The sequence below is a fragment of the Massilia sp. CFBP 13721 genome, assembly GCF_014842025.1.
Lineage (GTDB): Bacteria > Pseudomonadota > Gammaproteobacteria > Burkholderiales > Burkholderiaceae_D > Telluria.
Genome location: NZ_JACYUY010000001.1, coordinates 342,963 through 357,177 on the forward strand (window position 1 = coordinate 342,963; position 14,215 = coordinate 357,177).

At 67.0% G+C, this 14,215-nt stretch carries 12 protein-coding genes; 1 reads left to right on the forward strand and 11 read right to left on the reverse strand.

The window, feature by feature from the left end; genetic code table 11:
- Positions 1 to 13: 13 nt before the first annotated feature.
- The 11 genes from IFT60_RS01395 to tssA form a co-directional block, all read right to left on the reverse strand.
- Positions 14 to 403 (reverse strand): DUF4280 domain-containing protein, encoded by a 390-nt coding sequence (locus IFT60_RS01395; protein ID WP_192048668.1) that lies wholly within the window; start codon positions 401 to 403, stop codon positions 14 to 16.
- Positions 404 to 629: 226 nt separating this feature from the next.
- Positions 630 to 1,025 carry a hypothetical protein gene (locus tag IFT60_RS01400; protein ID WP_192048670.1) on the reverse strand — a complete coding sequence of 132 codons (396 nt, stop codon included), beginning with the start codon at positions 1,023 to 1,025 and terminating at the stop codon, positions 630 to 632.
- Positions 1,026 to 1,073: 48 nt separating this feature from the next.
- Positions 1,074 to 3,800 carry a type VI secretion system ATPase TssH gene (tssH, locus tag IFT60_RS01405; protein ID WP_192048672.1) on the reverse strand — a complete coding sequence of 909 codons (2,727 nt, stop codon included), beginning with the start codon at positions 3,798 to 3,800 and terminating at the stop codon, positions 1,074 to 1,076.
- A 27-nt stretch (positions 3,801 to 3,827) separates the two neighbouring features.
- A complete protein-coding gene (gene tssG, locus IFT60_RS01410; RefSeq protein ID WP_192048674.1) occupies positions 3,828 to 4,868 on the reverse strand; it encodes a type VI secretion system baseplate subunit TssG in 1,041 nt (346 codons plus the stop codon).
- Positions 4,853 to 6,730, reverse strand: coding sequence for a type VI secretion system baseplate subunit TssF (gene tssF / locus IFT60_RS01415; protein ID WP_192048677.1), 1,878 nt, complete (start codon positions 6,728 to 6,730; stop codon positions 4,853 to 4,855). The genes tssG and tssF overlap by 16 nt, the downstream gene beginning before the upstream one ends.
- Positions 6,727 to 7,236 (reverse strand): type VI secretion system baseplate subunit TssE, encoded by a 510-nt coding sequence (tssE, locus tag IFT60_RS01420; RefSeq protein WP_192048679.1) that lies wholly within the window; start codon positions 7,234 to 7,236, stop codon positions 6,727 to 6,729. The genes tssF and tssE overlap by 4 nt, the downstream gene beginning before the upstream one ends.
- Complete coding sequence (locus IFT60_RS01425; protein ID WP_192048681.1) at positions 7,229 to 8,077, reverse strand: type VI secretion system accessory protein TagJ; 849 nt, start codon at positions 8,075 to 8,077, stop codon at positions 7,229 to 7,231. Before IFT60_RS01425 ends, tssE begins: the two co-directional genes overlap by 8 nt.
- Before the next feature lie 153 nt (positions 8,078 to 8,230).
- On the reverse strand, positions 8,231 to 8,725 hold the full coding sequence (locus IFT60_RS01430; RefSeq protein WP_192048683.1) for an Hcp family type VI secretion system effector: 495 nt from the start codon (positions 8,723 to 8,725) through the stop codon (positions 8,231 to 8,233).
- Between the two features lie 96 nt (positions 8,726 to 8,821).
- Positions 8,822 to 10,309, reverse strand: coding sequence for a type VI secretion system contractile sheath large subunit (tssC, locus tag IFT60_RS01435; RefSeq protein WP_192048685.1), 1,488 nt, complete (start codon positions 10,307 to 10,309; stop codon positions 8,822 to 8,824).
- 17 nt (positions 10,310 to 10,326) lie between these two features.
- Complete coding sequence (gene tssB / locus IFT60_RS01440) at positions 10,327 to 10,833, reverse strand: type VI secretion system contractile sheath small subunit (RefSeq protein WP_192048687.1); 507 nt, start codon at positions 10,831 to 10,833, stop codon at positions 10,327 to 10,329.
- A gap of 59 nt (positions 10,834 to 10,892) precedes the next feature.
- Positions 10,893 to 11,969, reverse strand: a complete 1,077-nt coding sequence (gene tssA, locus IFT60_RS01445) for a type VI secretion system protein TssA (protein WP_192048689.1) — start codon at positions 11,967 to 11,969, stop codon at positions 10,893 to 10,895.
- A 359-nt stretch (positions 11,970 to 12,328) separates the two neighbouring features.
- Between tssA and IFT60_RS01450 the strand changes: the two genes are divergently transcribed.
- Complete coding sequence (locus IFT60_RS01450) at positions 12,329 to 14,119, forward strand: serine/threonine-protein kinase (protein ID WP_192048691.1); 1,791 nt, start codon at positions 12,329 to 12,331, stop codon at positions 14,117 to 14,119.
- The last annotated feature ends 96 nt before the right edge of the window (positions 14,120 to 14,215 follow it).

Here is a 14,215-nt window from a genome sequence, read left to right on the forward strand (position 1 = left end):
GCGAGTCAGGGAATCAGGGAATCATGGTCTTCGCCGTGCCGGGTGTGCTGAAACCGATCACGCCGCCCCAGTTGCACATGCATTTCGAGACGTTGTCGAGCGCCGGCATGCCGGCGATCAGCACGGTCGGCGCGCCGGTGATCCAGGGCGCGCTGGTGGCGGGAATGCAGGGCATCGGGGTCAGCACGCCCAGCGCCGCCGCGGTCGCCGCGGCCACCGTCGGGTTGGCCGGCGAACTGCAGACGCCGAACGGCATGACGTTCACCAGCGGCACGTGGTCCATGATGTTGGCCGCGGGCGGACCTTCGCACAGCACCTTGTTCTTGGGCAGGACCACCAGCGGCGCGGGCGCCGCGCCGAAGCTGCAGGTCATCATTGCTCCCATCGAAACCTGGTTTGGCATGGCTCTCCTCCGCGGCACCTCGTCGTAACTTGTAGTATGGTCGAAAGAATAAGTCGATGCAATCTCTTGCCGCCGGCCGCAGCCATTCTTCGTCGAACCATGCGACAGTCGCCCAAGCGTGCCAGGCATCCTCTCTTCAATACCGCCTGGGTTCATCCAGCAACATGCCTCCCGCCGGTTGCGACGCCAGCTTGCCGTTAAACCAGTCGACCGTCCAACGTCCGTTTCACTTGCCCGGATACCAGCCATAGGTATTGTTGAGCGTTGCCTCGGCCGTCGTGCGCAAGTCACCCTGGACCGGCTCCATCAGGTTCGCAATGATTTGCCATTTGCTCTGGGCCTGGTTGAAATTCGATCCGTGCGGCGCATGGTTCTTGTCCTTGATGCCAAGCAGCGTCGCCATCGTCCTGCGGTACTTGGCCGTTTCGGCGCCGGCTGCGACCGATTCCTGGAGCGCGTCCGGGACCGCGAACACCACCGTCAGCGATTTGGCCTTGTCGGGCCGTTTCGCATTGCATTCGGCGCTGCAGAAGCCTGTCGCCAGGTAGATATTCGCTTTCTTGGCCTTCGCGGTGAGCTTCTCCGCAATTTCAACGTTGCAGCCTTCAAGTTTGCATTTCATGCCGCTTCTCCTGGTGTTGATCGGGTTATGTGACACAGCCTTGCTCTGTCATGCGAATGCGTAACGGAACTGCCCCTCTTGCGCCTCGACGCTGACCGCGCCGATCGCCACCCCTTCCATCATGCGCGTCAGGAATGCGCGCGAAATATCGGGCAGCATCGTGTTGGTCAGGATCGCGTCGATCATGCGCCCGCCCGATTCGCTCTCGGTGCAGCGCGACACCACCAACTTGACCACGTCGTCCGAATAGGTGAACGGGATCTTGTAGCGCGCCTCGACGCGCTTCTTGATGCGGCCCAGCTGCAGGCGCACGATCCTGCCCAGCATCTCGTCAGACAGCGGGTAATACGGAATCGTCACCAGGCGCCCCAGCAGCGCCGGCGGGAAGACTTTCAGGAGCGGCTCGCGCAGGGCCTTGGCCATGCCCTCCGGATCGGGCATCAGGTCCGGGTCCTTGCACAGGCCCGCGATCAGTTCGGTGCCGGCATTCGTGGTCAGGATGATCAGGGTGTTCTTGAAGTCGATGAAGCGCCCTTCGCCATCTTCCATGAAGCCCTTGTCGAACACCTGGAAGAAAATCTCGTGCACGTCCGGGTGCGCCTTCTCGACTTCGTCGAGCAGCACCACCGAATACGGCTTGCGGCGCACCGCTTCGGTCAGCACCCCGCCCTCGCCATAGCCGACGTAGCCGGGCGGCGCGCCCTTCAGCGTCGACACCGTATGCGCTTCCTGGTATTCGCTCATGTTGATCGTGATGAGGTTCTGCTCGCCGCCATACAGCGCTTCGGCCAGCGCCAGCGCGGTTTCGGTCTTGCCCACGCCCGAGGTCCCGGCGAGCATGAACACGCCGATCGGCTTGCTCGGGTTGTCCAAGCCGGCGCGCGAGGTCTGGATGCGCCTGGCGATCATCTCCATCGCGTGGTCCTGGCCGATCACGCGCTCGCTCAGGGTGGACGCGATGTTCAGGATGGTTTCCATCTCGTTCTTCGCCATCCGCCCGACCGGGATGCCGGTCCAGTCGCCGACCACGGCGGCCACCGCCTGGTAGTCGACCGTGGGCAGGATCAGCGGCGTCTCGCCCTGCAGCGCGGCCAGCGTGGCCTGCACACCCCGCAGTTGCGCCATCAGCTCGGTGCGCTGTTCCGGCGCGAGGCCGGCGGCCGGCGCGTCCGCCGCGGCTTCGAGCTTGCTGCCGGTACCCTCGACCGGTTGGGCGCCGTCGCGCAGCCGGGCGCGCAGCGCCAGCAACTGGTCGACCAGGCCACGTTCCTCTTCCCAGCGCGCCTCGAGCGCGGCCAGGCGGGTGCGCTCGGCGCCGAGCAGGCCGTCGGCATCAAGCGCGCGCTTGCCGGTGTCGATGCCGATCGCGCCTTCGCGCTTGATAATGGCCAGTTCGGTCTCGAGCGCCTCGATGCGCTTGCGGCTGTCGTCGACCTCGGCCGGCGTGGCATGCAGGCTGACCGCCACCCGCGCGCAGGCGGTGTCGATCAGGCTCACCGACTTGTCGGGCAGCTGGCGCGCCGGGATGTAGCGGTGCGAGAGCCGGACCGCCGCTTCCAGCGCCTCGTCGAGGATCTGCACCTTGTGGTGTTTTTCCATGGTCGAGGCGACGCCGCGCATCATCAGGATCGCGCGTTCCTCGCCCGGCTCGTCGACCTGGATGCTCTGGAAGCGCCGGGTCAGGGCCGGATCCTTTTCGATGTGCTTCTTGTATTCGGCGAAGGTGGTGGCGCCGATGGTGCGCAGGGTGCCGCGCGCCAGCGCCGGTTTCAGCAGGTTGGCGGCGTCGCCGGTGCCGGCCGCGCCGCCCGCGCCCACCAGGGTATGGGTTTCGTCGATGAACAGGATGATCGGCCGCGGGCTGGCCTGGACTTCGTCGATGACCGAGCGCAGGCGCTGCTCGAATTCGCCCTTCATGCTGGCGCCGGCCTGCAGCAGGCCGACGTCGAGCGTGCGCAATTCGACGTCCTTCAACGAAGGCGGCACGTCGCCGCGCGCGATGCGCTGGGCAAAGCCCTCGACCACGGCGGTCTTGCCGACGCCGGCTTCGCCGATCATGATCGGATTGTTTTGGCGCCGCCGCATCAGGATGTCGACCATCTGGCGGATTTCGTCGTCGCGCCCGACGATCGGGTCCATGCTGCCGGCGCGCGCCTGTTCGGTGAGGTCGACCGTGAATTTTTTCAGGGCTTCCTGCTTGCCCATCGCCGCCGGGGCGATCGCGCCGCTGGCCTCGCCGGGCGCGGCGCCGCCGCCCGCACTGTTCCCCATGAATCCATCGGTGGCCGCCATCTGCGCTTCCGGCGACGACGCCAGCAGCTTGCCGAAATTGTCGCTCAGGTGTTCCAGCTTGATGCGCTCGAACTGCTTCGACATGCCGTACAGGGCGTTCCTCAGGCCGGTGGTCTTGAGCATGCCGACCACCAGGTGGCCCGAGCGGACCTGCGATTCGCCGAACATCAGCGTGCCGTAGACCCACGCGCGCTCGACCGTCTCTTCGACTTGCGACGACAGGTCGGTCACCGACGTCGCCCCGCGTGGCAGGCGGTCGAGCGCGGCGGTCAGGTCGCGCGCCAGGCTCGCCGCATCGAGTTCGTACTGCTTGACGATGCGCACCAGGTCGGAGTCGGGCAGCTGCACGATCTGGTGCAGCCAGTGCGCCACTTCCACATACGGATTGCCGCGCAATTTGCAGAACACGGTGCTGCTTTCGATTGCCCGGTAGCACAGGCTGTTCAGCTTTCCAAACAATGCCACACGACTGATGTCGGCCATGATCATCCCCTTTTGTTACCAGCGTCGTTATGAATGTTGTTTTGCCTGTTGCGCTTCGATGCTGCTGCGGCTGATGCGCATCTGGTCCGGATCGTGGCACGGCGGGGCGCTGGCCAGCCAGCTGCTCCAGCCCATCCGGGTCGGGCCGCCCAAGCGCAGCGGCGGCATCTCGCGCCTGTCGAGGATCAGGCGCACCTCCCAGTCGAGCGCCAGGCCGCAATAGGTGCGGACCCAGGCCAGCAGGCGCCGCAGGCTGTCGCCGCCCGGCATGAAGCGGCGGTAATCGTCATAGCCGACCGGTCCGATCACGATGCGGAACTTGTTCTGGCAATCCCAGACCTTGCGCCCCAGTACCAGCGAATCGCCGAGGCGGTTGCCCTCGCTGGCGGCGCCCGCCATGCCGATGCGGCTCTGGACTTCCTCGGGCAAGGCCATCCAGTGGCCGGCGAACTGCTCGATGTGCAGCGGCAGCCTGAAATAGTCGCGCAGGATGCAGGCCAGGCCGGACGCCGGACGGGCGCGGTTGGCCAGCAGGCCGGCGAAATGCAGCTTGGCGAAGTCGCCGATCTCGTCGCGCTCGCGCAAACCCGGAGCGCCGATGCCGAACAGGCTGCCGACGAAGCTGGAGAAGCGGTCGCCGTCGGCGCGGTCGAGGCTGATGGCCGGCTCGGCGCTGGCGCGCGCGCGGTAGAACAGCGACAGCATGCGGTGGTGGAATACGTCGAGGAAGGCGCGCAAGGTGGGGTCGCCGCCGTGGCGCAGGCGGTCGCGGACGTATTCGGTGAGATGGGTCGGCAGCGGTCCGTTGGCGCCCAGCAGCCCGAAGAAATTCACCGCCAGGCGCGCCCGCGCCTGCGGGCCGGTGCGCATGAAGGCGCCGAGCGCGGCCGGATGGAAGGTCAGCGCCGGATCCTGTCCAAGGCGCACCGCGTCGTCGCGCGGGCGCAGCGAGGTGCCGATGCGCGGCAGTGCCGGATAGGCGTTTTCGATCAGGCGCAGCACCTGGAAGAAATCCATGCGCGCCGCACGCGCCTCCAGTTCGGCCTCGAGCGCTACAGGATCGCGCATGTGCCTCCCCTGGCCGGCCAGCGCATGATCTGGCCGCGCGCGAGCGTCTTGATCACGGTTTCGGTGAACGAATTGATCGAGACATACTCGGCAAAGAACTCGGCCAGCACCGCGCCGAGCAGGAAGGCGCCGGTGCCTTCGAAGGCGGCGTCGTCGAAGGTGACGCTGATCTCGATACCGCGGCCGAAGGTGATCGGCCCCGGCGAAGGCATGCGCCGGGTGATGGCTTTCGATGCGATCGAGCGCACGCCCTCGACCTGGCGCTGGCTGTGCAGGTCGCCCGGGTGGCAATACAGCGCCAGCATCTCGCGCAGCGCAACCGCGCCCTGCGCCGGATCGGTATCGAGCAGCGACAGGTAGTTCAGCGACAGGTGGTTCAGCAGGCGCCAGGCCGCGCTGCCCTCGGCGAACGACGGATGCGGCTGGCTCGGCCCGGTGAGGCAGCGCACCGCGGTCACGGGCGCGCCCGCCTCGAGCAGGAAATCGGTCTTGCCGACGCCGAGCGGCATCGACAGCGGCAGGTCGCGGTTGGTGCACCACACCGTGAGGCCGAGCTGGCGCAGGTCGCTGCTGTACGGCGCGCGCGCCGCGTCGACGATCGAGATGAAGGCTTCGCTGCCGACATAGCTCGAGCGCGGCCCGTCGCGCCGCTGGCGCTGCGACAGCACGCGCGGCTCGCGGCGGATCTGGAAATAGGCCTGGCCGCCGTCGTGGCCGCCGCGGCCACCAAGGTCGCGCGCCGTGTAGAACGGGCGGAAGGCCTGCTCCGCGCCCGGCCCGCTGCCATAACCGGTCACCGCGGCGACCTGGAACACTTCGTAGTCGAGCGGCCGGGTGCGGTCGACCAGCACGTGGTACTCGAACTGTTCGCCCGAGACGCTGATGCGGTCGGCGCGCCGTTCGAACAGGTTGACCACCGGCGTGCAATGCAGGGCGAAGTGGCTGGCGTCGAGCGTCTTTTCGAGCTGCGCATCGGCGCGGTTGAGCAGGATCGTGATCTCGATTTCCTTGCCGGCGCAGCGCGCCAGGCTAGCGCGCAGGCCGCACAGGTCGACGAACTGGTAGCGCTGCGGGAAGGCGAAATATTCCTGCAGCAGGCGGTAGCCGGCAAAACTGCGCCCCCCCGCGGGCAGCAGCGCGTCGTCCGCGCCGAAGCCGCGCGGGCGCAGCGCCGTCTTCGGCAACAGCGCATGCCAGCCGGCCGGCCGTGCGCCCGGCATGACCAGCACGCCTTCGATACTACCCAACAGCATTTCGTAGATGCGCACCGGCAGCGCGTCGGCGCCGCGCAGGTGCAGGCACAGGCGGTCGAGCGGCAAGTCGCGAAACGCCGCGCCGCTCGTCCTCAGGCGCAGGCGGATGCCGGCCTTGACCGCGGGCGGGAGGGTAACGCCGGTCTGGGCGCCGCTGATGGTGACGAAACTGGCCTCGGCCAGTTCGACCGGCCACAAGGTCAGGTCGTGGGCGCTGCGGTATTCGCAGGCGGTGTTGTCGTCCTTGCCGAGCACGCTGCGCATGGCGCTGCCGCGCGCGACCGTGAAGCCTTTCTGCAGGGCGGGATTGGTGAGATCGGGCTGCAGCTGCACCACCGCCATCGATGGCGTCGGGGCCAGGAAATGGGGGTACACCAGTTCCGCCAGGTGCCCCGTAAAGCGCGGGAATTCGGCATCGAGCTTCATCTGCACGCGCGCGGCGAGGAAACTGAAGCCTTCCAGCAGCCGCTCCACGTACGGATCGGTACAGTCGAAGCCGTCGAGGCCGAGGCGGCCGGCGATCTTCGGGTAGTCCTGGGCGAATTCGCCGCCCATCTCGCGCAGGTGCTGCAGTTCCTGGCTGTAGTAACGCAGGAAGCGCGGGTTCATGCGCCGCTCCGGGCGGTGTCGACCAGCGTCACGGCGCCTGCCTCGAGATCGAGCTCGGTTTTCAGGAACAGGCGTTCCGGGTAAGGCTGGGCCCACATGTCCGCCTCGATCTCGAAGGTCAGCTTGTTGTGCTCGGCGCTGCCGCCGGCCACCGCCCTGACGGTCACGGTCGAGCGGATCAGGCGCGGTTCGAAGTCCCAGATGGCCTGGCGGATCGCGCGTTCCAGGCGCGACAGGTCGAGGTTGACGATCGAATGGCCCGACAAATGCGGTACGCCGTAGTTGAGGACCGAATTGGCCACGTGCGGCAGCGTGTCCAGCTCCACCACCGACAGCAGGCTGGTGGTGTTGAGCAGCCAGGCCAGGTCGCGCAGCACGCCTTCGCGCAGGCTGCGCAGCGACAGCACCCGGCGTTCGCGCGGTTCGGCCGTCTTGTTCGGTTCGTCGTCGGTCAGGCGGTCGAGCAGCGAGGGCTGCAGCCGCTCCCTGGGTGCGAGTTCAGCCATTGTTCACCGCAGCATCGCCGCCAGCGTCGTCCGGGCCGTCCGGGTCGTCCCCCATGGCGTCGCCGCTCGCGTCGAAGGCGACCAGGCGCGCGTTCATCAGCGGATGGTCGCCGGCGTCGCTGACGAACATGCGCTGGCCGCGGATCTCGTCGCCCACCCACTCGGTGCGGCGCGCCAGCAGCAGGCTGTCGTCGACGCCAGTGCCCTGCAGCGTGCCGCTGTAGCGGGTCGGCACCAGGCCGACGGTGCTGGCGCCGTTGGTCCAGGTAAAGGTGGCCGGACTCCAGACGGTGTCGCGCAGGTCGCTCGGGGCATCGAATTCGATGCGGGCGATGCGCGCCAGCGGAATCCAGAAGTAGCGGCCGTTGACGATCGCTTCGAGCACGGGACCCATGCGCGCGTCGGCATCGGCCAGCCAGGCGAAGTCCACGCCGTCGATGTTGCCGCTCGATGCGGGCGCGTCCTCGAAGGCTCGTGCGCGCATGGCCGCGGCCTGGGCCGGATCGGATGCGTCGTATTTCAGGGCTTCGATCAGCTGCGCCAGCCAGGGCTGCGGCTCGCCGAAGACCAGGGGCGCACGCTTGCCGGCGAAGATGTCGACGCGCAGGGCCTCGCATTGGATCGCCGCACGGTAGGTCTGCACCATCGGCAGCGTGGCGGCATCGAGTTCGCCGGCCACGTTCAGCTGGGTCAGCGCACGGCTCCACTGGCCCATCACGGCCAGCAGCTGGAACAGGAAGATGCGCAGTTTGACGTCGGCCGCGTCCTTGCGCACCGCATCCTGCAGCGCGCCGAGCGCGGCGCCGAGCTTCCCCTCACGAACGAGTTCTTGCGCAAGCATTCGAGTGCTCCCGGCCGCGTGGCGGCGCAACGGTTGGATGGTCACAGCGGGTGCCGGCGAGCGCCCCGCGGCCGCAGGCGGCCTCGGGACGGGCTGGCGAAGCGGCGCGCTGCGCTCCCGCACGCGCACGGGAGCGCAGCGCCGGCCAGGAAATCAGGCCACGTTGCCGTCGTTCTCGGCGATATTCCAGGTAAAGGTCTTGTCGCCGGCGACCGTGCCCTTGCTGTCCTGCGGCGTGTAGGCGAAGGTCACCTTGCCGAAGTTGAGCGTGACGTTTTCGGTGAGGCGGTCTTCGCCGCCGCTGCCGCCGGTCGAGATCGAGGTCACCAGCACTTCTTCCATCGTCATCAGGATGTATTTTTGCTGGCCCTCGCCGGCCTTGCGCACCATCAGGATCACCTTGTCGATGTGGCTGCCCTTGGCCAGCGCATTCATCAGGGCGTTCGACGAAGCGTCGATATACTTGGTAAACGACAGGTCCTGGAAGTTGGCCTTGCCGGCGCCGCCGCCGCCGCCCGTATGGGTGGTGCCGGACTGGCTCATGCCCCAGCTCCAGGCGAGGATGTCGATGTCCCCCGCCTTGCCCTGCGTCTTGTCGCGCGACTCGCCCTTGATGGCGCCCATGTTGATGAACATATCCAATGCCATGTCACTCTCCGGTTATTGCCGGGCGCAAGCGGCCCGGCGTGGTTGCACACCCCATGCGCGGACGGCCTACCCGCCCGCGCGGACAAATGAAAACAATCAGGCTTTTGCTGAAGGCAGCTTGGAAACCAGCCGCAGCGACACGGTCAGGCCTTCGAGCTGGTAATGCGGCCGCAGGAAGAATTTCGAGGTGTAGTAGCCGGGATTGCCCTCCACTTCCTCGAGCACGACTTCGGCCGCCGCCAGCGGCTTCTTGGCCTTGGTCGACTCGCTCGAACTGGCCGGATCGCCGTCGACGTACTGCATGATCCACTTCGTCAGCCAGCGCTGCATCTCGTCCTTCTCCTTGAACGAGCCGAGCTTGTCGCGCACGATGCATTTCAGGTAGTGCGCGAAGCGCGTGGTGGCGAACAGGTACGGCAGGCGCGCCGCCAGGTTGGCGTTTGCCGTGGCGTCCGGATCGTCGTATTCGGCCGGCTTGTGCAGCGACTGGGCGCCGATGAAGGCGGCAAAGTCGGTGTTCTTCTTGTGCACCAGCGGCATGAAGCCGTTGGCGGCCAGTTCCGCCTCGCGCCGGTCGGAAATGGCGATCTCGGTCGGGCACTGCATGTCGACCCCGCCGTCGTCGGTGGGGAAGGAATGCACCGGCAAGCCCTCCACCGCGCCGCCCGATTCGATGCCGCGGATGCGCGAGCACCAGCCGTATTCCTTGAACGAGCGGTTGATGTTCACGGCCATGGCATAGGCCGCGTTGGCCCAGGTGTAGTTCTTGCTGCCCGGCGCCGAGGTGTCTTCCTCGAAATCGAACTCCTCGACCGGATCGGTGCGTGCGCCGTAGGGCTGGCGCGCCAGGAAGCGCGGCATGGCCAGGCCGACGTAACGCGAATCCTCGGACTCGCGGAACGAGCGCCAGGCGGCGTGCTCCGGGGTCTGGAAGATCTTGGTGAGATCGCGCGGGTTGGCCAGCTCCTGCCACGATTCCATCAGCATCACCGACGGCGCGGCGGCGGCGATGAAGGGGGCGTGGGCGGCGGCGGCGACCTTCGACATCGACGACAGCAGCTCGACGTCGGGCGCGCTGTTGTCGAAGTAGTAGTCGGCCACGATCGCGCCGTAGGGCTCGCCGCCGAACTGGCCGAATTCTTCCTCGTACATCTTCTTGAAGATCGGGCTCTGGTCCCAGGCCGTGCCCTTGAATTTCTTGAGGGTCTTGCCGAGGTCGTTCTTCGAGATGTTGAGCACGCGGATCTTGAGCATCTCGTCGGTCTCGGTATTGTTGACGAGGTAGTGCAGGCCGCGCCAGGCGCCTTCGAGCGACTGGAATTCGGGCGTGTGCAGGATCAGGTTGATCTGTTCGCTGAGCTTCTGGTCGAGGGCCGCGATCAGGCCTTCGATCGTGGCCAGCACGTCGCCCGAGACCATGTTGGCCCCTTGCAGGGCCTGCTCGGCGAGCGTGCGCACCGCGTTCTCGACCGATTCTTTGGCCTTGTCCGATTGCGGCTTGAATTCCTTTTGCAGCAGGCTGCCGAAGTCGCTCACTTCGAGCGTGGCGGCGCCCTGTTCCGGTTGTGTCTGTAGTTCGGCCATCGTCGTCTCCGCTCGGTTCAGGATTGTTCTTGTGGTTTCGGCGCCGAAGTCAGGGCCTGCATCAGCGCGGGTTCGGCGAGCAGCTTGGAAATGAGGTCCTCGGCGCCGGTCTTGCCGTCCATGTAGGTCATCAGGTTCGACAGCTGGGTGCGCGCCTCGAGCAGCTTGTTGAGCGAGCCGACCTTGCGCGCGATGGCCGCCGGGCTGAAGTCGTCCATGCTCTCGAAGGTCATTTCAACCGAGAGATTGCCCTCGCCGGTGAGGGTATTGGGCACCTGCACCGCGACGCGCGGCTTCATCGCCTTCAGGCGCTCGTCGAAATTGTCGACGTCGATCTCGAGGAACTTGCGTTCGGCCACCGGGGCCAGCGGATCGGCCGGCTGGCCCGACAGATCGGCCATCACGCCCATCACGAACGGCAGCTGGATCTTCTTCTCCGCGCCGTAGACCTCGACGTCATACTCGATCTGCACGCGCGGCGCGCGGTTGCGTGCGATGAACTTCTGGCTGCTTTCTTTGCCCACGATTGACACCCCCTTGATTGAACAACATGTTGTCCTGCGTTCTTGTCATTGGCTGCGGATCAGTACTCGTCGTCGGTCTTCGAACCATCGGGTCCGCGGATCACCGTCAACTGCGCGACGCCGTCCGGCGCCAGGTCCTGCATGATTTCGAAGAAGTTCATCGGCACCAGGCGCTTGGCGCGCGCCAGCAGGATCGGGATCGGGCTCGACGGCTCGTGGCGGTCGTAGTACTCGACCAGCTTGTCGAGCATGCGCAGCACGTCGTCGCGGCTGGCGATGTCGCCGCTGATGCCGGCCCGCGCGGCGCGCGCCGGCGCATCGCCGGCCGCCAGCACGATGGGTGCACCGTGCGCCGCGGCGCCGGCGCCGTCGGCAGCGGTGCCGCCAGCGGCGTCCCCGGTCTGCTGGCGGGCGAGGAATTCGTGGGCTTTTTTCAGGGGCCGGGTCAGGGCATCGAGATTCAGCGCCTGGGAGCTGCCGACCTGGCGCACCAGGATCAGCTCGATGTTCACCACCGCCGCCAGCGCGCGCGCCAGGGCGTCGACGGCGCCCGCCAGCGTGGCCGGCGCCAAGTCGGCGAGCGCGCCCTCGATGGACGCGAGTGCGATCTTTTCCTGTCCCGGTGCGGGCGCCAGTTCGCCGTTGGCGATCTCGAGCATCTTGATGGTGAGCGGGCCGAGCCCGGGCAGCGTGACCAGCGTCGCGTCTTTCAGTTCGCGCACCAGGGTGCCGGTATCGGCCAGGATGGCCAGCGAGTTGATGCGCAGGGTGGGATCGTTGCCGTCCTCGGCATCGAGCAGCGGATGCACGCTGTCCCAGCGCTGGTCGAGCAGGCGTTCGATCAGCGTGACGCTGTCGGCCAGGCCGGCGACACCGGAGAGCGCCAGGCTGGCGCGCACCAGGTGCACGGCCAGGCGCAGGTCGCGGCTGCGTTCGAGCAGTTCGCCGGTCATGCGGCGGATGGCTTTCCAGTCGGGCGGAACGGCGGGCGTGATGGTCGTCCCGTACTGCACCTCGGGCTTGCCGAGGGCTTCCTGTTCAAGGGCGAGAAATGCCGGGTCGTATTCCAGGTTCGGCCCGCAGGGCGCGCTGGGTTCGATCTCCCGCATCAGGGCTTCGACGTCGATCGTGCTCATCCGTACTCCGACAACATGCTGCGTTAGCAAAACATGACTGAAACGGCGTAACCACTGCGCACCTGCGAACGGCGAGGCGTGCGCTACCTCCGTGAAGCGCGGCAAGGCGTGGACGCTTTGCCGTGATGTTCGGGACAGGTAATACTAAACTAACTATCAACAAAAAATATAGAAAAATTATCGTTTTTTTGAAGCGCGAGTTGTTTATTCGAACATGCCCCATGCACCATGCGTGCAGCCATCCGATCGCGCGCGAGGGCCCGCCCCAACGGGGCCGCCGCGGTATAAATGCGTGATAAATTTATGGCAACGCGCAAGCAATCGGACGATAATGAGCACTCCAGCCAGCGACCTCTCCCATGAGCCATCCTCCTGACGACGACCGCACGATGCTTTCCTCCGGCGCCATGCCGGGACCTGCCACCGGACTCGCGCAAGGCGGCGAGCATGCGCTGCCAAAAGGCACGCGCCTGTCCGAGTTCGAGATCACGGGCGTGCTCGGGGAAGGCGGGTTCGGCATCGTGTATTGCGCACACGATACCTCGCTCGAACGCCAGGTCGCGCTCAAGGAATACATGCCGTCCTTCGCCTGGCGCTCGACCCAGGCCCACGTCAGCGTCAAGTCGAACGAGAACGCCGACAGCTTCGAAGCGGGCCTGCGCAGTTTCATCAACGAGGCGCGCATGCTGGCCCAGTTCGACCATCCGTCGCTGGTGAAGGTCTACCGCTTCTGGGAAGCCAACGGCACCGCCTACATGGTCATGCCCTATTATCGCGGCCCGACCCTGAAGCAGGTGCTGCGCGAGCGCCCCACCCCGCCCGACGAAGCCTGGCTGAAGGCGCTGCTGGCGCCGCTGCTCGATGCGCTCGACGTGATCCACCAGCAGCACTGCTATCACCGCGACATCGCGCCCGACAATATCCTGATGCTCGACGAAGGGCGGCCGCTGCTGCTCGACTTCGGCGCGGCGCGGCGCGCGATCAGCGGCATGAACCAGGCCTTCACGGTGATCCTGAAGCAGAACTATGCGCCCATCGAGCAGTACGCCGAGATGCCGGGCATGAGCCAGGGCGCCTGGACCGACCTGTATGCGCTCGCTTCGGTGGTGCACTTCGCCATTGCCGGCACTGCGCCGCCGCAGGCAGTGAGCCGCATGCTGTCCGACCCTTACGTGCCGCTGGCCAGCCGCTTTGCCGACCGCTACAGCCCCGCTTTCCTGGCGGCGATCGACCGCGCGCTTGCCTTCAGGCCCGAGCACCGGCCACAGAGCGTGGGCGCCATGCGTACCCTGCTCGGACTCGATCCGGCCGCGGCAGCCGCCGCACGTGCCACCGCGGCCACCTCGGCCACCGCTGGCGCCCCCGTGGCCCCAGCGGCGGCGAGCGCCGCGGCCACGCAGGCGGCGCGCCCGCCGGCGGCGCAAGCCGAAGAGGGAGGCACCCCGGGCCGCACCCCGGGCCGCACCGTGCTGGTGGCCGGCGCCGCCGCCGTCGCCCTCGCCGGCGCCGGCCTGTTCGCGTGGATGAACCGCGACAGCGCGGCGCCGGCCGAGCAGTCTTCCGCCCCGTCGTCCGCCCCGGCGATCGACGCGCCGGTTGCCCGCGCGCCCGCTGTCGCGGCGCCGCCCGCCGCCCCCGCCTACAACCCGGTCGCAGCCCTCGACGCCATTCTCGCCGCCGCCAGTCCCGAACGCAAGGTGACGGTGCGGGTGGACAGCGCACGGGTGCAGATCGGTCACAGGGGCGCCAGCTTTTCGATCCGCTCCTCGCATGCGGGTTATGTCTACCTGTACATGGTCGGTACCGCGGGCGACTTCCAGCTGTTGTTCCCGAACGCGATCGACAAGCTCAACGTCATCAACCCCGGTGGGGTGCTGAACCTGCCACGCTCGCGCTGGAAATTCGATGCCGCCGGCCCGGCCGGCGTCGACCATTTTCTGGTGATGGTGTCGGAGTCGCCGCGCGACTTCCGCAGCGCCGGTCTCGAAACCAGCGAGCTGTTCAGCGATTTTCCCGCCGCACGCGCCGCCACGCTGCAACGCGAGTACACCGGCGCGACGCCGCTGTTTGCCGGCATACCGAGCTGCAGCAGGCCGCTGTGTCCAGGCGCCTACGGCGCGGCAGGGTTCACGGTCGAGGAGTACGAATAAGAGCTAACGCACGCACATCGCAGCAGGTGGTGTGCGGCGTTTACGCGTGGACGAAGTCCACCCTACGCGCACTGGCCGGGACCTGACCGGTCCCGG

Excerpts from the sequence above, each read along its gene's own strand:
- IFT60_RS01395 (WP_192048668.1), bottom strand. The coding sequence starts at position 403 with ATGCCAAACCAGGTTTCGATGGGAGCAATGATGACCTGCAGCTTCGGC.
- IFT60_RS01400 (WP_192048670.1), bottom strand. The coding sequence starts at position 1,025 with ATGAAATGCAAACTTGAAGGCTGCAACGTTGAAATTGCGGAGAAGCTC.
- tssH (WP_192048672.1), bottom strand. The coding sequence starts at position 3,800 with ATGGCCGACATCAGTCGTGTGGCATTGTTTGGAAAGCTGAACAGCCTG.
- tssG (WP_192048674.1), bottom strand. The coding sequence starts at position 4,868 with ATGCGCGATCCTGTAGCGCTCGAGGCCGAACTGGAGGCGCGTGCGGCG.
- tssF (WP_192048677.1), bottom strand. The coding sequence starts at position 6,730 with ATGAACCCGCGCTTCCTGCGTTACTACAGCCAGGAACTGCAGCACCTG.
- tssE (WP_192048679.1), bottom strand. The coding sequence starts at position 7,236 with ATGGCTGAACTCGCACCCAGGGAGCGGCTGCAGCCCTCGCTGCTCGAC.
- IFT60_RS01425 (WP_192048681.1), bottom strand. The coding sequence starts at position 8,077 with ATGCTTGCGCAAGAACTCGTTCGTGAGGGGAAGCTCGGCGCCGCGCTC.
- IFT60_RS01430 (WP_192048683.1), bottom strand. The coding sequence starts at position 8,725 with ATGGCATTGGATATGTTCATCAACATGGGCGCCATCAAGGGCGAGTCG.
- tssC (WP_192048685.1), bottom strand. The coding sequence starts at position 10,309 with ATGGCCGAACTACAGACACAACCGGAACAGGGCGCCGCCACGCTCGAA.
- tssA (WP_192048689.1), bottom strand. The coding sequence starts at position 11,969 with ATGAGCACGATCGACGTCGAAGCCCTGATGCGGGAGATCGAACCCAGC.
- IFT60_RS01450 (WP_192048691.1), top strand. The coding sequence starts at position 12,329 with ATGAGCCATCCTCCTGACGACGACCGCACGATGCTTTCCTCCGGCGCC.